The following is a 17,699-nucleotide window of genomic DNA, read 5'->3' as shown; positions in this document are numbered from 1 at the left end:
CTTGGCCGGGGGCGGGGGACGACCTAGGATGAGCCCTCATGGGTAAGGAGAGGCAAGATGAGTCAGCCATACAAGGTGCTGGTGGTCGATGACGACCTCAAGCTGAGGGCCCTGCTGGAGCGCTATCTGAGCGAGCAGGGATTCGGGGTGCGCGGGGTCGCCAATGGCGAGCAGGCCGATCGCCTGCTGGCGCGGGAAAACTTCAGCCTGATGGTGCTCGATCTCATGTTGCCGGGGGAGGATGGCCTCTCCATCTGCCGCCGCCTGCGCGAGGCGGGCAACCCGATCCCGGTGCTGATGCTCACCGCCAAGGGGGACGAGGTGGATCGTATCGTCGGCCTCGAGATGGGGGCGGATGACTATCTGCCCAAGCCGTTCAACCCCCGCGAGCTGCTGGCCCGCATCCGCGCCGTGCTGCGCCGTCATACCGTCGAGCTCCCCGGCGCCCCTTCCGCGGCAGAGAAAATGGTGAGTTTCGGTGCCTATCAACTCAACCTGGCGACCCGCGAGCTGAGCCGTGATGGCGAGCCGGTTGCCTTGACCAGCGGTGAATTCGCCGTGCTCAAGGTGCTGGTCAGTCATCCCCGCGAGCCCCTCTCCCGGGACAAGCTGATGAACCTGGCCCGTGGCCGCGAGTACACGGCCACCGAGCGCAGCATAGACGTGCAGGTGTCGCGCCTGCGTCGCCTGCTGGAGCAGGATCCCGCCCAGCCCAGATACCTGCAGACCGTGTGGGGCCTGGGTTATGTGTTTGTGCCGGACGGGGGCAGCCGATGAGGCGTGCGACCAGCATGTTCTCTCGCACCCTCTGGTTCCTGGCTTCCGTGCTGGTGGTCTATCAGCTGGTCTCCTACCTCGCCTTCTACAACTACCTGCTGGAGCCCACGGTCAAACAGATCAGCCATCTGCTGGCCAACCAGGTCAAGCTCATCTTCCCGGCAGGGCGCGAGGGGGGCATGCCCGAGGATGCCCAGCTTCTGGTCTATCAGGCGACCGGCATCGACATCTATCACCAGGACGAGGCCGAGCAGCACGGCCTGGCGGCGGCCAAGCACTATGCCTTCCTGGAGGAGGGGATCAGTCATGAACTGGGCGGGCCCGCCAGGGTGCGGGTGGAGATCCGGGATCACTACATCATCTGGGTCCAGCCACCCCAGGCCAGGGATGTCTGGTTGCGGGTGCCGCTTACCGAGATCGACGATGACGATATCCAGCCGCTCATCTACTACCTGACGGTGCTGCTGGCCATGATACTGTTTGCCGCCTGGTTCTTTGCCCGCCAGCTGATGCGCCCCCTGGAAGAGCTGGAAGCGGGGGCCGTCGCCGTGGCCAGGGGCCAGTTCCCCGATGCCCTGGGCGAGCAGGGCTCAAGGGAGCTGCGGCGCCTGACTCGCAGCTTCAACCACATGTCCCGTTCCATCAAGGAGCTGATCGAGGAGCGCAACCTGATGATGGCCGGGGTCTCCCACGACCTGCGTACCCCCTTGACCCGCATTCGGCTGGCGACCGAGATGATGTCGTCCCGGGAAGAGGGGCTCAAGGAGAGCATCAACGCCGACATAGATGAAACCAACGCCATCATAGATCAGTTCATCGACTACATCAGGCCGGCCGGCAGCATCGAAACCCGCCCCACGGATCTGACCCGGCTGATCCACGACGTGTTGCTGCTGCAAGGGGAGCAGGGCCTGGAGCTGGAGCTGGCCCTGCCGACCGAGGCCGTGCTGGTGGAGTGTCACCCCCTGGGCATGCGACGGGTGCTCAACAACCTGTGCAGCAATGCCGAACGCTATGGTGCCGGCAGGCTGCAAGCCGAGCTGAGGGATGACGGTCACTGGGTCCGGCTGCGGCTGGCCGACGATGGCCCTGGGATACCGGAGGCGGATCATCAGCGGGTACTCAGGCCCTTCACCCAGGGCAATCAGGCCCGTACCGGCGGGGGCAGCGGGTTGGGGCTCGCCATCGTCGCCAAGATAGTGGCCCAGCACCATGGCACCCTCAGACTGGGCGTCTCGGAGTGGGGCGGCCTGCTGGTGGAGATCCGTCTGCCCAGGCAGCAACCCCTGGAGTGGACCGACTGAGCGCTTGGCCTCGTATCGACCGAGCCGCAAGCCTGATGCACGAATGACCCAGATAACACAGAGGGAGCCATGGGCTCCCTCTGTGTTATCTGCGGTTCTCCTCAACGCTCTGGGGCCGCCTGGCGCCGATAGCGCTTGCCATATTTGAGCTGTTGCACCAGCAGGGCCGCGATGATCAGGCTCAGGCCTATGGGGGTGGCGAGGTGGATCTCCTCGCCGATGAGCAGGTTGAGCAATATCAGGGAGGCAAAGGGCGAGATGAAGATGAGGTTGCTGAGCGGCGCCGTATCGGTGGCGCTGCGCATGGCCATCAGCCACAGTACGAAGCCGAATCCCATCTCGAACAGGCCCACATAGATGGCACCGGCCCACCCTTGCCAGGCCGTCATGTGAAAATCGGCCAGCCACCAGGTGGCCACCAGGATGAGGGGCAGGCTGAGCAGAAAACCGAGCAGCAGGCTGACGATGGGGTCCCCCTGATTGCGGGTGTTGAGGATCCAGTAACCGGCCCAGATCAGCGTCGAGAGCAGCGCCAGCCCGACGCCGAGGGGACTGTCAAATTGCAGAGCGAGCAGATCTCCCCGGGTGGCGATCACCAGGGCGCCGAAGTAGCCGAGCAGGATGGCCACCCCGTCCCGGCGACGCAGCTTCTGGCCGAGGAAGGGCACGGCCAGCAGACTCAGGCTGATGGCCCAGGTGTAGTTGAGGGTCTGCGCCTGCTGCGCCGGCAGCAGGTCATAGGCCTTGAACAGCAGCAGGTAATAGAGGAAGGGGTTGAGGGCGCCCAGGGCCAGGTAGTAAAGCGGGCGCTGCTTGAGGTACTGGGCTAGCAGTGGCAGCTTGCCCTGCCTGATCACCAGGGCGCCGAGGGCCAGGGTCGAGGTGAGGGCGGCGACCAGCAGCAACTGCACCGGCTCGAAGTAGCGCAGGGAGATCTTGAAGGCAGTGGCCACCGTCGACCAGAGTGCAACGGCGCACAGGCCGTACTGATAGGCTTTCCGCTGACTCTTCACCATGCTGCATCTCCTTGGGGGGCAGGTTACGGGAACAAATTGGTTTCGCAGTCTATCAGCCTTGCCATCGCGCTGTCGCCGAGCAACGGGGGGATGGTACCCCCTCGGGGAGCCGAGTCCTGCGGAGGATAAAAAATGCGCACTATCCAGGCCTCATGGCTTGCGCCCATTGAAAATATCCGTATAATCCCCTCCGCTTACCCATCAGGTAAGCCAGACGATATGTCTGCTGCCGCGTCGATTCGCTTGCGAAAGACCGGCCATACAGTCTCCCCGATATGGGGAGAAACGTGAAAAATCGCACCTCCGGCAGGATTAGTCCTGGTTGGGCGGTGTTGATTTATGTTCTTTTCTCTATTGGAGCTCTGTCAATGCAGAACCAAAGAATCCGTATCCGCCTGAAGGCTTTTGATCATCGCCTGATCGATCAATCCACTGCGGAAATCGTTGAAACTGCAAAGCGCACCGGCGCGCAGGTTCGCGGTCCTATTCCGCTGCCGACTCGCAAAGAGCGCTTCACCGTCCTGATCTCCCCGCACGTCAACAAAGATGCGCGTGATCAGTACGAGATCCGCACTCACAAGCGTCTGGTAGACATCGTTGAGCCGACTGACAAGACCGTAGACGCCCTGATGCGTCTGGATCTGGCAGCTGGTGTAGACGTCCAGATCAGCCTGGGTTAATTACGGAAAGAGGTTGATAACAATGACAATCGGTCTTGTAGGTCGCAAAGTGGGTATGACTCGCATCTTCACTGAAGATGGCGTTTCTATCCCGGTGACTGTTATCGAAGTTGAAGCTAACCGTGTAACTCAGGTCAAATCTGTAGAAACCGACGGCTACAACGCTATTCAGGTTACCACTGGCGCCAAGAAAGCCAGCCGTGTGACCAAGCCGGAAGCTGGCCACTTCGCCAAAGCTGGTGTTGAAGCCGGTCGCGGTCTGTGGGAATTCCGCCTGAACAACGGTGAAGCTTTCACTGTTGGTAGCGAGCTGAAAGTAGATCTTCTCGCTGACGTTAAGCTGGTAGACGTTACCGGCACATCCAAGGGTAAAGGCTTTGCTGGTACTGTTAAGCGCCACAACTTCCGCACCCAGGATATGACCCACGGTAACTCCCTGTCCCACCGTGTACCTGGCTCCATCGGTCAAAACCAGACCCCGGGCCGTGTATTCAAGGGCAAAAAGATGGCTGGTCACATGGGTGCTGAGCGTGTAACGACTCAGAACCTGGAACTGGTTCGTGTTGACGCTGAACGCAACCTGCTGCTCATCAAAGGCGCAGTACCGGGTGCAACCAACGGCAACGTGATCGTCAAACCTGCCGTCAAAGCGTAACGTCTGAGGAGATAGTAATGGAATTGGTAATGAAAGACGCCAAGAGCGCTCTTGAAGTTTCCGAGACTACCTTCGGGCGCGAATTCAACGAAGCTCTGGTTCACCAGGTCGTCGTTGCATATGCCGCTGGTGCCCGTCAGGGTACTCGTGCGCAGCTGACTCGCTCTGAAGTGTCTGGTGGCGGCAAAAAGCCGTGGCGTCAGAAGGGTACTGGTCGTGCCCGTGCTGGCTCCATCCGTTCGCCCATTTGGCGTTCCGGTGGTGTGACTTTTGCTGCTAAGCCGCAAGATCACAGCCAGAAAGTAAACAAGAAGATGTACCGCGGCGCTATCCGTAGCATCCTGTCCGAGCTGGTACGTCAAGAGCGCCTGATCGTTGTTGAGAAATTCGGCATCGAAGCGCCGAAGACCAAAGAACTGATCGCCAAGCTGAAAGAAATGGAACTGAACGACGTTCTGATCGTGACTGCTGAAGTCGATGAGAACCTGTTCCTGGCTGCTCGCAACCTGTACAAGGTCGACGTGCGTGACGTAGCCGGTATCGACCCGGTCAGCCTGATCGCTTTCGACAAGGTTCTGATGACTGCTGACGCAGTTAAGCAAATCGAGGAGATGCTGGCATGATCCGCGAAGAGCGTCTGTTGAAAGTTCTGAAGGCTCCGCATATCTCTGAAAAGAGCACCATGGTCGCCGAGAAGCAGAACACTATCGTGTTCAAAGTTGCTGTCGATGCCACCAAGGCGGAAGTCAAAGCTGCAGTTGCAAAACTGTTCGAGGTCGAAGTTGAGACCGTCCGTACCCTGAACATGAAGGGTAAAACCAAGCGCTCAGGTGCGCGTGTAGGCCGTCGTTCCGATTGGAAAAAGGCTTATGTGACCCTGAAAGCAGGTCAGGACATCGACTTCATGGGCGCAGCCGAGTAAGAGGAGTTCTCAAAAATGGCAATCGTTAAGTGCAAGCCTACTTCTCCGGGCCGCCGCCACGTCGTCAAGATCGTCAACCAAGAGCTGTACAAGGGCAAGCCCTTCGCCGCTCTGCTGGACAGCAAAAGCAAGTCCGGTGGTCGTAACAACAACGGCCGCATCACCACTCGTCACATCGGTGGTGGTCACAAGCAGCACTACCGTATCGTCGACTTCAAACGCGACAAAGACGGTATCCCGGCTAAAGTAGAGCGCCTGGAATACGATCCTAACCGTACCGCAAACATCGCCTTGGTGCTGTATGCAGACGGTGAGCGTCGTTACATCCTGGCTCCGAAAGGCCTGAAAGCTGGTGACGCGATCGCTTCTGGTGCTGATGCTGCCATCAAGGTGGGCAACGCCCTGCCGATGCGCAACATCCCGGTTGGTTCTACCGTTCACGCCGTCGAGATGAAACCTGGTAAAGGTGCCCAGCTGGCTCGTTCCGCTGGTACTTTCATCCAGATCCTGGCTCGTGAAGGTAACTATGTAACTCTGCGTCTGCGTTCCGGCGAAGTACGTAAAGTTCTGGCCGAGTGCCGTGCCACCATCGGTGAAGTCGGTAACTCCGAGCACATGTTGCGTCAACTGGGTAAAGCCGGTGCCAACCGCTGGCGTGGTATTCGTCCGACCGTTCGCGGTATGGCGATGAACCCGGTCGACCACCCGCACGGTGGTGGTGAGGGTCGTAACAAGGGCATGCAGCCTGTGTCCCCATGGGGCCAGAAGGCTAAAGGCTTCAAGACCCGTAAGAACAAGCGTACCGACAAGTACATCGTACGTCGTCGTAACAAGTAATTGTTAACATAGAGGAATCACCATGCCACGTTCTCTCAAGAAGGGTCCATTTATTGACCTGCACTTGCTGAAGAAGGTAGAGAAAGCGGTGGAAAGCGGGGATAAAAAGCCGGTTAAAACCTGGTCCCGTCGTTCAATGATCATCCCGAACATGATCGGTTTGACCATCGCTGTCCATAATGGTCGTCAGCACGTTCCGGTTTTCGTTACCGAAGAAATGATCGGTCACAAACTGGGTGAATTCGCACCGACTCGTACTTATCGCGGCCATGCTGCTGATAAGAAGGCTAAGAAGCGCTAAGGGATAAATGATGGAAGCTATCGCTAAACACCGTTATGCCCGTACTTCTGCCCAGAAAGCTCGTCTGGTAGCCGATCAAGTACGTGGTCTGTCCGTAGACAAGGCTCTGAATATCCTGACCTTCAGCCCGAAAAAGGCTGCTGCTCTGGTTAAGAAAGTGCTGGAATCTGCCATTGCAAACGCTGAGCACAACGAAGGCGCCGACATCGACGCCCTGCGTATTGCTACTATCATGGTCGACGAAGGTCCCTCCATGAAGCGTATCCGTCCTCGCGCCAAAGGTCGCGCGGATCGTATCCTCAAGCGTACCGCTCACATCACTGTGGTGGTATCCGACGCTAAGGCTGGGAGATAAGCAATGGGTCAGAAAGTACATCCTAATGGCATTCGCCTGGGTATTACCAAGCCTTGGAATTCTACCTGGTTCGCGAACACCAAAGACTTCGCTGACAACCTGTACAGCGATTTTCAAGTACGCCAGTTCCTGACCAAGGAGCTGAAAAACGCTTCCTTGTCCAAGATCACCATCGAGCGTCCGGCCAAGAGCATCCGTGTGACCATTCACACCGCTCGTCCGGGTGTCGTGATCGGCAAGAAAGGCGAAGACGTTGAGAAACTGCGCAAAGCTGTCGCCGCTATCGCTGGCGTGCCTGCTCAGATCAACATTTCCGAAGTCCGCAAGCCGGAGCTGGATGGCAAACTCGTTGCCGACAGCATCACTTCCCAGCTGGAACGTCGCGTAATGTTCCGTCGCGCCATGAAGCGCGCCGTACAGAACGCCATGCGCCTGGGTGCCAAGGGCATCAAAGTGGAAGTGTCCGGTCGTCTGGGCGGCGCTGAAATCGCGCGTACCGAATGGTACCGTGAAGGTCGTGTGCCTTTGCATACCCTGCGTGCCGACATCGACTACGCAACTTCTGAAGCCCACACCACTTACGGTGTGATCGGCGTCAAAGTTTGGATCTTCAAGGGCGAAGTTCTGGGCGGTCTGGCTGCTGTTAACGCTGCCGCTGCTCAAGAGCAAGCTCCTGCAAAGCCCAAGCGTGACAACAAGCGCCGCGCTGCTAAGTAAGGAGATTCGGTAAATGTTGCAACCTAAGCGTACTAAATTCCGCAAGACCCATAAGGGTCGTAACCGCGGTCTGGCCAACTCTGGTAACGAAGTATCCTTCGGTACCTTTGGCCTGAAGGCGACATCCCGTGGCCAGCTGACTGCTCGTCAAATCGAAGCAGCCCGTCGTGCCATGACCCGTCACGTCAAGCGTCAGGGTAAAATCTGGATCCGTGTATTCCCGGACAAGCCGATTACCGAAAAGCCCCTCGAAGTTCGTATGGGTAAAGGTAAGGGTAACGTCGAATACTGGGTATGCCCGATCCAACCTGGCAAGGTTCTGTACGAGATGGACGGTGTTCCCGAGGCTCTGGCCCGTGAAGCATTCGCCCTGGCCGCTGCTAAGCTGTCCGTTCAGACCACTTTCGTAATCAAGACGGTGATGTGATGAAAGCTCAAGATCTGCGTCAAAAGAGCGTCGAAGAACTGAACCAGGAGCTGCTGGGCCTGCTGCGTGAGCAATTCAACATGCGCATGCAAGCGTCCACCGGCCAACTGGCTCAGACTCACACTCTGAAACAAGTGCGTCGTGACGTCGCACGTATCAAGACTGTACTGACTGAGAAGGCAGGTGCGTAATGACTGACAAAATCCGTACTCTGCAAGGTCGTGTCATTAGCGACAAGATGGACAAATCCATCACCGTCGCTATCGAGCGCAAGGTAAAGCACCCGATCTACGGTAAGATCATCAAGCGCACTACCAAGCTGCACGTACACGATGAGACCAACGAGTGTAAAGCTGGCGACCTCGTGGAAATCCGCGAGTGCCGTCCGCTGTCCAAGACCAAGTCTTGGACCCTGGTCGGGATCCTGGAAAAGGCCTAATCGGTCCTTTATAGCCCAAACGGCCCCCTTTGGGGGCCGTTTGTTTTTTAGGCTACCTTTTCCAATTTTCCTGTGTTATAGTTTCGCGCCTTTTGAAGGCAGCCAGATCCCGAGAGGGATAAGAAGTAAACAAAGCGGAGCACTAAAATGATCCAGATGCAAAGTATGCTGGGTGTAGCCGACAACTCCGGCGCTCGCAGTGTAATGTGTATTAAGGTTCTGGGTGGCTCGCACCGCCGTTACGCCGGCATCGGCGACATCATCAAGGTTTCCATCAAGGAAGCCATTCCTCGCGGTAAAGTGAAGAAAGGTGATGTGTATAACGCGGTGGTCGTACGCACCCGTAAAGGCGTTCGTCGTCCGGACGGCTCAGTCATCCGTTTCGACAACAATGCGGCTGTGTTGCTTAACAACAACCAACAGCCAATCGGTACTCGTATTTTTGGCCCGGTGACCCGTGAACTGCGTAATGAGAAGTTCATGAAGATTGTGTCCCTGGCACCCGAAGTACTGTAAGGAGTCGAACGATGGCAGCTAAAATCCGTCGCGAAGACGAAGTGATTGTTCTTACCGGCAAAGACAAGGGCAAGCGTGGCAAAGTCACTCAAGTTCTGATTGCCAAGGGTAAGGTAATCGTGGAAGGCATCAACCAGGTGAAGAAACACCAGAAGCCGGTACCCGCACTGGGTCAGGCTGGCGGTATCGTCACCAAAGAAGCCCCCCTCGATGTTTCAAACGTAGCGCTGTTCAACTCTGCCACTGGCAAGGCTGATCGCGTTGGTTTCCGGATTGAAGACGGCAAAAAAGTTCGTTTCTTCAAATCCACCGGCGAACTTGTGAAGTAATTGGAGTTTAACGATGGCGAAACTGCATGATTACTACAAATCCGATGTAGTAAATGAACTGTCAAAGCAGTTCGGTTACAAGACTATCATGCAAGTCCCTCGGATCGAGAAAATCACCCTGAACATGGGTGTTGGTGAAGCGATCTCTGACAAGAAGTTGCTGGAAAATGCTGCTGCCGATATGGCTGCCATTTCCGGTCAGAAGCCGCTGATCACCAAAGCTCGCAAATCTGTTGCGGGCTTCAAGATTCGTGAAGGCTACCCGATAGGTTGTAAAGTAACCCTGCGTGGCGAGCGTATGTGGGAGTTCCTGGAACGGCTGATTTGCATCTCCGTACCGCGTATCCGTGACTTCCGTGGCCTGAACGCTAAAGCGTTCGACGGTCGTGGTAACTACTCCATGGGCGTGCGTGAGCAAATCATCTTCCCGGAAATCGACTATGACAAAGTCGATCGCGTCCGTGGTCTGGATATCACCATCACCACTTCCGCGAATACCGATGAAGAAGGCCGTGCTCTGCTGGCTGCCTTTAACTTCCCATTCCGCAAGTAAGGTTAGGGTTATGGCTAAAACATCCATGAAAGCACGTGAAGCAAAGCGTGCGAAGCTGGTAGCCAAGTTCGCGACCAAGCGAACCGAGCTGAAAGCTATCATCGTTGATATGAACGCTTCTGAAGAAGCGCGTTGGGATGCTGTCCTGCAACTGCAACAGCTGCCCCGTGATTCCAGTCCGTCCCGCCAGCGTAACCGTTGCAATATTACTGGTCGTCCGCACGGTTTCCTGCGCAAGTTTGGCCTGTCTCGCATCAAGGTGCGTGAGCATGCCATGAAGGGCGAAATTCCGGGCCTGAAGAAGGCTTCTTGGTAACGAATCTCGGGAGTTAGACTTATGAGCATGCAAGATCCGATCGCGGATATGCTGACCCGCATCCGTAACGGTCAAGCGGCGAGCAAAGTTTCGGTTTCCATGCCTTCTTCCAAGCTGAAAGTGGCTATCGCCCACGTGCTGAAAGAAGAAGGTTACATCGCTGGCTACTCCGTAGCGGGTGATGTGAAGCCGGAACTGGAAATTGAACTGAAATATTTCCAGGGCAAGCCGGTTGTAGAACTGATCCAACGCGTGAGCCGTCCCGGCCTGCGTATTTACAAGCGCACTACTGATCTGCCGAAAGTTATGGGCGGTCTCGGTGTTGCTATCGTGTCCACGTCTAAAGGTGTGATGACTGACCGTGCAGCTCGTAAAGCTTGCATGGGCGGTGAGATCATCTGCTACGTCGCTTAATAGGAGGTAGGAAATGTCTCGTGTTGCTAAGGCACCCGTCACTATTCCTGCTGGCGTAGAGGTGACTCTGAACGGTCAGGAACTGTCCATCAAAGGTGGTAAAGGTTCCCTGGTTCGTTCTATTCACGCCGGTGTAGAAGTGACCAAAGAAGACAATGTACTGAAGTTCGCCCCGCGCGACGGCTCCAATGGTGCCGACGCTCAGGCCGGTACTGCCCGTGCATTGGTCAACAACATGGTAATCGGTGTTACCCAAGGCTTTGAGCGTAAGCTGCAGCTGGTTGGTGTAGGTTACAAAGCCTCCATCAAGGGCAATGCTGTCGCGCTGGCACTGGGCTTCTCTCACCCGGTTGAGCATGCGCTGCCGGCTGGTGTGACCGCTGAATGTCCGACCGCTACAGAGATCGTTCTGCGTGGTGTGGACAAGCAGCTGGTTGGCCAAGTCGCCGCCGATATCCGTGCTTACCGCGCTCCGGAGCCCTACAAGGGCAAGGGTGTACGCTATGCCAACGAGCAAGTGCGTACTAAAGAAGCTAAGAAGAAGTAAGGTAACACTATGGACAAGAAAGCAGCTCGTCTCCGTCGTGCTACTCGTGCTCGGAAGAAGATGCAGGAACTGGGAGCTACCCGTCTGGTTGTTCACCGTACCCCGCGTCATATCTACGCGCAGGTAATCGCAGCCAACGGTTCCGAAGTTCTGGCCTCTGCTTCCACAGTAGAGAAAGCCATCAGTGAAGCAATCAAGTACTCCGGTAATGCTGATGCAGCTACCGCAGTCGGTAAGGCTATCGCTGAGCGTGCTATCGCCAAAGGCATTCAGAACGTATCTTTCGATCGTTCCGGTTTCAAGTATCACGGTCGTGTTGCCGCTCTGGCTACCGCTGCTCGTGACGCTGGTCTTCAGTTCTAAGCTAGGAGTCGAAGATGGCTAAAGTCGAATCTCAAGCCGGCGAACTGCAAGAAAAGCTGATTGCAGTAAACCGTGTTTCGAAAACTGTTAAAGGTGGTCGTATCATGTCCTTCACCGCGTTGACCGTGGTGGGTGATGGTAACGGCCGTGTAGGTTACGGTTACGGTAAGGCCCGTGAAGTTCCCGCCGCGATTCAAAAAGCGATGGAACAGGCCAAGCGTAACCTGAACAAGGTCGAACTGAACAACGGCACCCTGCACCACCCGGTGCAAGGCGTTCACTCCGGTTCCACCGTGTTCATGAAGCCGGCCTCTGAAGGTACTGGTATCATTGCAGGCGGCGCCATGCGTGCTGTGCTGGAAGTTGCTGGTATCCACAACGTGCTGGCCAAGACCTACGGTTCCACTAACCCGATCAACGTTGTTCGCGCAACTGTAGACGCTCTGGTTCAGGGTCAATCCCCGGCTCAGATCGCTGCCAAGCGTGGTCTGCGCGTTGAAGAAATTCTGGGGTAATGCGACATGGCTAACACTGTAAAAGTAACTCAAACTCGCAGCTCTATCGGCCGTCTGCCAAAGCACAAGGCGACTCTGCGTGGTCTGGGTCTGCGTCGCATTGGTCACACCGTTGAGCTGGAGGATACTCCCTGCGTACGCGGCATGATCAACCAGGTTTATTACATGGTTAAGGTGGAGGGCTAAGCATGCGTCTGAACACTCTGTCTCCGGCCCCTGGTTCCAAGTCTGTTAAGCACCGTCCGGGCCGTGGTATCGGTTCTGGTCTGGGCAAGACTGGTGGTCGTGGTGTGAAAGGTCAAACCTCTCGTTCCGGTGGCGGCAAAGTCCGCAACGGTTTCGAAGGCGGCCAGATGCCTTTGAAAATCCGTCTGCCGAAGTTCGGTTTCTTCTCTCGCAAATCTTTGGTTTCTGCCGAAGTGCGCCTGAACGAAATCGCCCTGGTAGAAGGTGATGTGGTCGATGTGAGCACTCTGAAGCAAGCCGGCGTTCTGACCAAGAACATCGTGTTCGCTAAAGTTGTTCTGTCTGGCAACATTGACCGTGCTGTGACCGTTCGTGGTCTGTCCGTCACCAAAGGTGCACGTGCAGCCATCGAGGCCGCTGGCGGTAAAATCGAGGAATAATCAGTACAATGGCTAAGAAACCAGGATTGGATGTTAAAGCGCAAGGTGGTCTGAGTGAGCTGAAGAGCCGTCTGCTCTTCGTTCTCGGGGCGATTATCGTTTTCCGTGCAGGCTCTTATGTGCCTATTCCTGGTATTGACGCCGCCGTACTGGCCGAGTTGTTCCAGCAACAGAAGGGCACCATCATTGAGATGTTCAACATGTTCAGTGGTGGTGCACTCTCGCGTGCTTCTATTCTTGCGTTGGGGATCATGCCGTACATTTCGGCGTCGATCATCATCCAGTTACTGACCGTGGTTCATCCCGCTCTTGCTGAACTCAAGAAAGAAGGTGAATCCGGCCGTCGCAAGATCAATCAGTATACCCGTTGGGGTACATTGATTTTGGGAACCTTCCAGGCCATTGGTATCGCAACCGGTCTGCCGAACATGATGCAAGGACTCGTGACTCATCCGGGTTTGGGCTTCTATTTCACGGCGGTTGTGAGTCTGGTCACCGGTACCATGTTTTTGATGTGGTTGGGTGAACAGATTACCGAGCGTGGTATCGGTAACGGCATCTCGTTGATCATTTTCACCGGGATCGTTGCTGGGCTGCCTCATGCCATTGGTGCTACGGCCGAACAGGCACGTCAAGGGGAATTGCACATCCTGCTGTTGTTGTTGCTGGGCTTGATTGTTTTCGCAGTGACTTACTTTGTGGTGTTCGTGGAGCGTGGTCAGCGTCGTATCGTCGTGAACTATGCCAAGCGTCAACAAGGCCGCCAGGTATTCGCAGCGCAAAGCACGCACCTGCCATTGAAAGTGAATATGGCCGGTGTGATTCCTGCGATTTTCGCATCCAGCATCATCCTCTTCCCGGGGACCATTACCTCTTGGTTTGGTCAGGGGGAGGGCAAGGTAGCCGACATTCTGCAGCAGGTCTCTATGGTCCTGCAGCCGGGTCAGCCCTTGTATGAGATGCTGTATGCAGCAGCCATTATCTTCTTCTGCTTCTTCTATACCGCGCTGGTGTTCAATCCACGCGAGACGGCAGACAACTTGAAGAAGAGTGGAGCCTTTATCCCGGGGATCCGCCCGGGCGAGCAGACAGCACGTTACATCGATAAGGTTATGACTCGCCTGACATTGGCAGGTGCGCTCTATATAACCTTTATCTGTCTGGTACCCCAGTTCTTGATGACTGCCTGGAACGTACAGTTCTACTTCGGTGGCACCTCGCTGCTGATTATCGTGGTAGTTATCATGGACTTCATGGCTCAGGTACAAACCCATATGATGTCTCATCAATATGGCGACGTCCTGAGGAAGGCCAACCTGAAGGGCTACGGCCGCTAAAGGTCGGCGTAGTTACGGAGTTAAGCAATGAAAGTTCGTGCTTCCGTTAAGGCAATCTGCCGTAACTGCAAAATCATCAAGCGTCACGGTGTGGTGCGTGTGATTTGCAGCGAGCCAAAGCATAAACAGCGCCAAGGCTAATTTTTTACGGTTAGTACTTGCAACAAATAGTTGTGCTGGCTAATATAGCCAGCCAACTTTTGTTGTGTATTGGTTGACCGCCACGTATCCGCTCACGGGCTTTGTGGTGGTCGTAATCTACTATATGTAGGAGTGAATAGTGGCCCGTATCGCTGGCATTAACATTCCTGACCATAAGCATGCAGTCATTGCTTTGACTGCGATTTATGGCGTCGGTCGTACCCGCTCCAAGGCCATCTGTGCCGCAGCCGGTATCGCTGAGAATGTGAAAATTAAAGACCTGGACGAAGCTCAGATCGAGAGTCTGCGTGAACAAGTAGGTAAATTCACCGTTGAAGGTGACCTGCGTCGTCAGATTTCCATGAACATCAAACGCTTGATGGATCTGGGTTGCTACCGTGGTTTGCGTCACCGTCGTAGCCTGCCTGTTCGTGGTCAACGTACCAAGACCAACGCTCGTACCCGTAAGGGTCCGCGCAAGGCTATCAAGAAGTAACGGGAAGGTAGAAAATGGCTAAAACTCCGACTCGTGCTCGCAAGCGCGTTAAAAAGCAAGTGAGCGACGGTATTGCGCACGTTCATGCATCTTTCAACAACACAATCGTGACCATTACTGACCGTCAGGGCAATGCTCTGTCATGGGCTACCTCCGGTGGTTCAGGTTTCCGTGGTTCCCGTAAGTCCACTCCGTTTGCTGCCCAGGTAGCTGCTGAGCGTGCTGGTGAGATCGCCAAAGAATACGGCGTGAAGAACCTGGAAGTCATGGTTAAAGGTCCGGGTCCCGGTCGTGAGTCCTCCATCCGCGCGCTGAACGCGGCTGGTTTCCGCATCACTAACATTACTGATGTGACTCCGATCCCGCACAACGGTTGTCGTCCTCCCAAGAAGCGCCGCGTGTAACGCTGGTAGCTTATTGGTCTAGGATTGTTGGAGAAAGAAGATGGCAAGATATATCGGTCCTAAGCTTAAGCTTAGCCGTCGTGAGGGCACCGACCTCTTCCTGAAGTCAGGTGTTCGTGCGATAGATTCCAAGTGCAAGATTGACACTGCTCCGGGTCAACACGGTGCGCGTAAAGCGCGTCTGTCCGACTACGGCGTGCAACTGCGCGAGAAACAAAAAGTTCGTCGTATCTACGGCGTATTGGAAAAACAGTTCCGCAACTACTACCGTGACGCTGCCCGTCAAAAAGGCAACACCGGCGAAAACCTGTTGCAGCTGCTGGAAGGTCGTCTGGATAACGTCGTTTATCGCATGGGCTTCGGTGCTACCCGCGCTGAGTCTCGCCAGCTGGTGAGCCATAAGGCTATCCTGGTAAACGGTCGCGTTGTTAACATTCCTTCTTTCCAGGTTTCCCCTGAGGACGTGATCTGCGTTCGTGAGAAGGCTAAGAAGCAAGCGCGTATCAAAGCTTCCCTGGAAGTTGCTGGTCAGCGCGAGAAGCCGACTTGGGTAGAGGTTGATGCCGCTAAAATGGAAGGTGCCTTCAAGCGCCTGCCGGAGCGTTCTGACCTGTCTGCCGACATTAACGAACAGCTGATCGTCGAGCTTTACTCCAAGTAAAGCTAGCTTCTAAAGAGAGGACACAATGCTGGGTTCTGTAACAGATTTTCTTAAGCCGCGGCTAGTTGACATCGAGCAAGTTAGCCCGACTCACGCAAAAGTGACTCTTGAGCCGCTTGAGCGTGGTTTTGGTCACACGCTGGGTAATGCCCTGCGTCGTATTTTGCTGTCATCTATGCCCGGTTGTGCAGTCACTGAAGTCGAGATCGACGGCGTACTGCACGAGTACAGCAGCAAAGAAGGTGTACAGGAAGACATTCTTGAAATCCTGCTCAACCTGAAAGGTATCGCTGTGAAGCTGGAAGGCAAGGACGAGGTAACTCTGTCCCTGACCAAGTCTGGAACAGGCCCCGTTACCGCAGGTGATATCACTCACGGTGATGAAGTCGAGATTGTTAACCCGGAGCACGTAATCTGCCACCTGACTGGCGCCAATGCTGAGATCAGCATGCGTCTGAAAGTTCAGCGCGGTCGTGGTTATGTGCCTGCTTCTGCTCGTGTTCACAACGATGATGAAGAGCGCCCGATAGGTCGCCTGCTGCTGGACTCCGCGTTCAGCCCCATCGTTCGTATTGCCTACAATGTTGAGGCAGCACGTGTGGAACAGCGCACCGACTTGGACAAGCTGGTCATCGACATGGAGACCAATGGTACCCTGGATCCTGAAGAGGCCATCCGTCGTTCCGCCACCATCCTGGCCGAGCAACTGGAAGCCTTCGTGGATCTGCGCGATGTCAGCGTGCCCGAGAAGAAAGAAGAGAAGCCCGAGTTCGATCCGATCCTGCTGCGTCCTGTCGATGATTTGGAGCTGACAGTTCGTTCTGCGAACTGTCTGAAGGCAGAAGCTATCCACTATATTGGTGATCTGGTACAGCGTACCGAGGTTGAGCTGCTTAAGACTCCCAACCTTGGTAAGAAGTCCCTGACTGAGATCAAGGACGTGTTGGCCTCCCGTGGTCTGTCTCTTGGCATGCGCCTTGAGAACTGGCCGCCCGCCAGCATCGCTGACGAGTAATCCAGATTACGGGTTTCACAGATTTAGTTAGAAGGATAAGGTCATGCGCCATCGTTTGAGTGGTCGTCAACTGAACCGGAACAGCAGCCACCGTCAGGCTATGTTCCGCAACATGGCCAGCTCCCTGGTTCGTCATGAGATCATCAAGACGACTCTGCCTAAGGCAAAAGAGCTGCGTCGTGTCGTTGAACCGCTGATCACCCTTGCCAAGACTGATAGCGTTGCTAATCGTCGTCTGGCATTTGCCCGCACTCGCGATAACGCGATCGTGGCTAAGCTGTTCAATGAACTGGGCCCGCGCTACCTGGAGCGCGCCGGCGGTTATACTCGCATTCTGAAATGCGGTTTCCGTGCCGGCGACAATGCTCCGATGGCTTACATCGAGCTGGTAGACCGCCCGGCCGCTGCTGAAGCAGCTGCTGAGTGATAAAGAAAAAGCCGGGCTTGTCCCGGCTTTTCTCTTAATGGATTCTGATACTGCCTCAACTGCCTCAACTGCCTCAACTGCCTCAACTGCCTCAACTGCCTCAACTGCCTCAACTGCCTCAACTGCCTTGATAGTCCCTTCTCCCCCGTATACAACACTCGTTATAGGAACGAGGTTCCCACCAATGTCAGATTCCTGTTTCCAGCATCCTAGTATCCAAGTCTTTGGTCATGATGAATAATAAGATAGACGACTAAAGTGTCGGGTTTGCTCTCACGGGACTATTTTGTGGATAAGTTTGTGAAAAAGCTGTGTTTGGACATGAATAACTAGAGAAAGGCCCATTTTTGAAGATTTATTGCCATTTTTTACGAAAATGAGCTTGCCAGAAAGTTTCTGCTCCCTATAATGCGCCTCCATCGACAGGGCAAGCGGCAACGCAGACAAGCCGGTCGGTGCCTCGAAAAAGCCTTTGAAAATAAGGCTTGACTCGAGAAGGCGGTTGAGTAGAATGCCACTCCCGCAGCAGCCAAAAGCTGCGTCGCTCTTTAACAATTTGAATCAAGCAATCTGTGTGGGCACTCACAGCATCGAGCATCAAAATTAATT

32 protein-coding genes are annotated in these 17,699 nt (G+C 55.3%); 30 read left to right on the top strand and 2 right to left on the bottom strand.

Translation table 11 applies throughout. The annotated features are described in order from the left end of the window. The first annotated feature begins 57 nt into the window (after positions 1 to 57). The gene (gene ompR, locus ACEUCR_RS16935; RefSeq protein WP_041999215.1) at positions 58 to 777 is read left to right on the top strand and encodes an osmolarity response regulator transcription factor OmpR; all 720 of its coding nucleotides are present in this window, start codon (positions 58 to 60) and stop codon (positions 775 to 777) included. Further along, positions 774 to 2,081: a two-component system sensor histidine kinase EnvZ gene (gene envZ / locus ACEUCR_RS16930; protein ID WP_408791529.1), complete on the top strand. Its 1,308-nt coding sequence runs from the start codon at positions 774 to 776 to the stop codon at positions 2,079 to 2,081. The genes ompR and envZ overlap by 4 nt, the downstream gene beginning before the upstream one ends. Positions 2,082 to 2,182: 101 nt before the next feature. On the opposite strand, the gene ACEUCR_RS16925 is transcribed toward envZ, so the two are convergent. Continuing rightward, positions 2,183 to 3,097 carry a DMT family transporter gene (locus tag ACEUCR_RS16925; RefSeq protein ID WP_041999221.1) on the bottom strand — a complete coding sequence of 305 codons (915 nt, stop codon included), beginning with the start codon at positions 3,095 to 3,097 and terminating at the stop codon, positions 2,183 to 2,185. A 368-nt stretch (positions 3,098 to 3,465) separates the two neighbouring features. Between ACEUCR_RS16925 and rpsJ the strand changes: the two genes are divergently transcribed. The 28 genes from rpsJ to rplQ all read left to right on the top strand — a co-directional run bounded on the left by rpsJ (position 3,466) and on the right by rplQ (position 17,090). Then, on the top strand, positions 3,466 to 3,777 hold the full coding sequence (gene rpsJ, locus ACEUCR_RS16920; protein WP_005307944.1) for a 30S ribosomal protein S10: 312 nt from the start codon (positions 3,466 to 3,468) through the stop codon (positions 3,775 to 3,777). A 22-nt stretch (positions 3,778 to 3,799) separates the two neighbouring features. Beyond that, the gene (gene rplC, locus ACEUCR_RS16915) at positions 3,800 to 4,432 is read left to right on the top strand and encodes a 50S ribosomal protein L3 (protein ID WP_041999225.1); all 633 of its coding nucleotides are present in this window, start codon (positions 3,800 to 3,802) and stop codon (positions 4,430 to 4,432) included. Positions 4,433 to 4,449: 17 nt separating this feature from the next. Further along, positions 4,450 to 5,055, top strand: coding sequence for a 50S ribosomal protein L4 (rplD, locus tag ACEUCR_RS16910; RefSeq protein WP_041999227.1), 606 nt, complete (start codon positions 4,450 to 4,452; stop codon positions 5,053 to 5,055). Continuing rightward, the gene (gene rplW / locus ACEUCR_RS16905; protein ID WP_005331199.1) at positions 5,052 to 5,354 is read left to right on the top strand and encodes a 50S ribosomal protein L23; all 303 of its coding nucleotides are present in this window, start codon (positions 5,052 to 5,054) and stop codon (positions 5,352 to 5,354) included. The genes rplD and rplW overlap by 4 nt, the downstream gene beginning before the upstream one ends. A 15-nt stretch (positions 5,355 to 5,369) precedes the next feature. After that, on the top strand, positions 5,370 to 6,191 hold the full coding sequence (rplB, locus tag ACEUCR_RS16900; protein ID WP_005340614.1) for a 50S ribosomal protein L2: 822 nt from the start codon (positions 5,370 to 5,372) through the stop codon (positions 6,189 to 6,191). Positions 6,192 to 6,213: 22 nt separating this feature from the next. After that, a complete protein-coding gene (rpsS, locus tag ACEUCR_RS16895) occupies positions 6,214 to 6,492 on the top strand; it encodes a 30S ribosomal protein S19 (protein WP_005307960.1) in 279 nt (92 codons plus the stop codon). Positions 6,493 to 6,502: 10 nt separating this feature from the next. After that, positions 6,503 to 6,847, top strand: coding sequence for a 50S ribosomal protein L22 (gene rplV, locus ACEUCR_RS16890; protein WP_041999233.1), 345 nt, complete (start codon positions 6,503 to 6,505; stop codon positions 6,845 to 6,847). 3 nt (positions 6,848 to 6,850) lie between these two features. After that, positions 6,851 to 7,564, top strand: a complete 714-nt coding sequence (rpsC, locus tag ACEUCR_RS16885; protein ID WP_005331168.1) for a 30S ribosomal protein S3 — start codon at positions 6,851 to 6,853, stop codon at positions 7,562 to 7,564. Positions 7,565 to 7,577: 13 nt separating this feature from the next. After that, a complete protein-coding gene (rplP, locus tag ACEUCR_RS16880; RefSeq protein WP_005307963.1) occupies positions 7,578 to 7,991 on the top strand; it encodes a 50S ribosomal protein L16 in 414 nt (137 codons plus the stop codon). Next, on the top strand, positions 7,991 to 8,182 hold the full coding sequence (gene rpmC, locus ACEUCR_RS16875) for a 50S ribosomal protein L29 (protein ID WP_005307965.1): 192 nt from the start codon (positions 7,991 to 7,993) through the stop codon (positions 8,180 to 8,182). Before rplP ends, rpmC begins: the two co-directional genes overlap by 1 nt. Next, positions 8,182 to 8,430 (top strand): 30S ribosomal protein S17, encoded by a 249-nt coding sequence (gene rpsQ / locus ACEUCR_RS16870; protein ID WP_005890905.1) that lies wholly within the window; start codon positions 8,182 to 8,184, stop codon positions 8,428 to 8,430. Before rpmC ends, rpsQ begins: the two co-directional genes overlap by 1 nt. A 147-nt stretch (positions 8,431 to 8,577) precedes the next feature. Then, positions 8,578 to 8,946 (top strand): 50S ribosomal protein L14, encoded by a 369-nt coding sequence (gene rplN, locus ACEUCR_RS16865; RefSeq protein WP_005307975.1) that lies wholly within the window; start codon positions 8,578 to 8,580, stop codon positions 8,944 to 8,946. An 11-nt stretch (positions 8,947 to 8,957) separates the two neighbouring features. Beyond that, positions 8,958 to 9,275, top strand: a complete 318-nt coding sequence (gene rplX, locus ACEUCR_RS16860; protein WP_041999241.1) for a 50S ribosomal protein L24 — start codon at positions 8,958 to 8,960, stop codon at positions 9,273 to 9,275. Positions 9,276 to 9,288: 13 nt separating this feature from the next. Continuing rightward, complete coding sequence (rplE, locus tag ACEUCR_RS16855; RefSeq protein ID WP_005331162.1) at positions 9,289 to 9,828, top strand: 50S ribosomal protein L5; 540 nt, start codon at positions 9,289 to 9,291, stop codon at positions 9,826 to 9,828. Positions 9,829 to 9,838: 10 nt separating this feature from the next. Further along, positions 9,839 to 10,144: a 30S ribosomal protein S14 gene (rpsN, locus tag ACEUCR_RS16850; RefSeq protein WP_005319722.1), complete on the top strand. Its 306-nt coding sequence runs from the start codon at positions 9,839 to 9,841 to the stop codon at positions 10,142 to 10,144. Positions 10,145 to 10,165: 21 nt separating this feature from the next. Then, the gene (gene rpsH / locus ACEUCR_RS16845; protein WP_041999248.1) at positions 10,166 to 10,558 is read left to right on the top strand and encodes a 30S ribosomal protein S8; all 393 of its coding nucleotides are present in this window, start codon (positions 10,166 to 10,168) and stop codon (positions 10,556 to 10,558) included. A gap of 13 nt (positions 10,559 to 10,571) precedes the next feature. After that, the gene (gene rplF / locus ACEUCR_RS16840) at positions 10,572 to 11,105 is read left to right on the top strand and encodes a 50S ribosomal protein L6 (protein WP_041999251.1); all 534 of its coding nucleotides are present in this window, start codon (positions 10,572 to 10,574) and stop codon (positions 11,103 to 11,105) included. Positions 11,106 to 11,114: 9 nt separating this feature from the next. Continuing rightward, the gene (gene rplR / locus ACEUCR_RS16835; protein ID WP_005890919.1) at positions 11,115 to 11,468 is read left to right on the top strand and encodes a 50S ribosomal protein L18; all 354 of its coding nucleotides are present in this window, start codon (positions 11,115 to 11,117) and stop codon (positions 11,466 to 11,468) included. 14 nt (positions 11,469 to 11,482) lie between these two features. Next, the gene (rpsE, locus tag ACEUCR_RS16830; RefSeq protein ID WP_041999255.1) at positions 11,483 to 11,983 is read left to right on the top strand and encodes a 30S ribosomal protein S5; all 501 of its coding nucleotides are present in this window, start codon (positions 11,483 to 11,485) and stop codon (positions 11,981 to 11,983) included. Positions 11,984 to 11,989: 6 nt separating this feature from the next. Continuing rightward, a complete protein-coding gene (gene rpmD / locus ACEUCR_RS16825; protein WP_005307985.1) occupies positions 11,990 to 12,169 on the top strand; it encodes a 50S ribosomal protein L30 in 180 nt (59 codons plus the stop codon). A gap of 2 nt (positions 12,170 to 12,171) precedes the next feature. Beyond that, complete coding sequence (rplO, locus tag ACEUCR_RS16820) at positions 12,172 to 12,609, top strand: 50S ribosomal protein L15 (protein WP_041999258.1); 438 nt, start codon at positions 12,172 to 12,174, stop codon at positions 12,607 to 12,609. Positions 12,610 to 12,617: 8 nt separating this feature from the next. After that, the gene (gene secY / locus ACEUCR_RS16815) at positions 12,618 to 13,946 is read left to right on the top strand and encodes a preprotein translocase subunit SecY (RefSeq protein WP_041999261.1); all 1,329 of its coding nucleotides are present in this window, start codon (positions 12,618 to 12,620) and stop codon (positions 13,944 to 13,946) included. A 27-nt stretch (positions 13,947 to 13,973) separates the two neighbouring features. Then, positions 13,974 to 14,087, top strand: a complete 114-nt coding sequence (gene rpmJ / locus ACEUCR_RS16810) for a 50S ribosomal protein L36 (protein ID WP_005319705.1) — start codon at positions 13,974 to 13,976, stop codon at positions 14,085 to 14,087. A gap of 139 nt (positions 14,088 to 14,226) precedes the next feature. After that, positions 14,227 to 14,583, top strand: a complete 357-nt coding sequence (rpsM, locus tag ACEUCR_RS16805) for a 30S ribosomal protein S13 (RefSeq protein ID WP_005307991.1) — start codon at positions 14,227 to 14,229, stop codon at positions 14,581 to 14,583. Between the two features lie 14 nt (positions 14,584 to 14,597). Beyond that, the gene (gene rpsK / locus ACEUCR_RS16800) at positions 14,598 to 14,987 is read left to right on the top strand and encodes a 30S ribosomal protein S11 (protein ID WP_005319702.1); all 390 of its coding nucleotides are present in this window, start codon (positions 14,598 to 14,600) and stop codon (positions 14,985 to 14,987) included. 40 nt (positions 14,988 to 15,027) lie between these two features. Next, complete coding sequence (gene rpsD, locus ACEUCR_RS16795) at positions 15,028 to 15,648, top strand: 30S ribosomal protein S4 (protein WP_041999264.1); 621 nt, start codon at positions 15,028 to 15,030, stop codon at positions 15,646 to 15,648. 25 nt (positions 15,649 to 15,673) lie between these two features. After that, positions 15,674 to 16,663 carry a DNA-directed RNA polymerase subunit alpha gene (locus ACEUCR_RS16790; RefSeq protein ID WP_005307997.1) on the top strand — a complete coding sequence of 330 codons (990 nt, stop codon included), beginning with the start codon at positions 15,674 to 15,676 and terminating at the stop codon, positions 16,661 to 16,663. 43 nt (positions 16,664 to 16,706) lie between these two features. Continuing rightward, the gene (gene rplQ / locus ACEUCR_RS16785) at positions 16,707 to 17,090 is read left to right on the top strand and encodes a 50S ribosomal protein L17 (protein ID WP_005307999.1); all 384 of its coding nucleotides are present in this window, start codon (positions 16,707 to 16,709) and stop codon (positions 17,088 to 17,090) included. Between the two features lie 403 nt (positions 17,091 to 17,493). Here rplQ and ACEUCR_RS16780 read toward each other — a convergent pair. Further along, positions 17,494 to 17,699, bottom strand: a 206-nt coding sequence (locus ACEUCR_RS16780; RefSeq protein WP_408791526.1) for a hypothetical protein, incomplete at its 5' end; no start/stop codon positions are given.

Origin of the sequence: Aeromonas bivalvium, assembly GCF_046078285.1 — a bacterium.
GTDB lineage: Bacteria > Pseudomonadota > Gammaproteobacteria > Enterobacterales > Aeromonadaceae > Aeromonas > Aeromonas bivalvium.
Note: the sequence above shows the minus strand (reverse complement) of the source record. Positions and strands in the feature narration are given on the sequence as shown.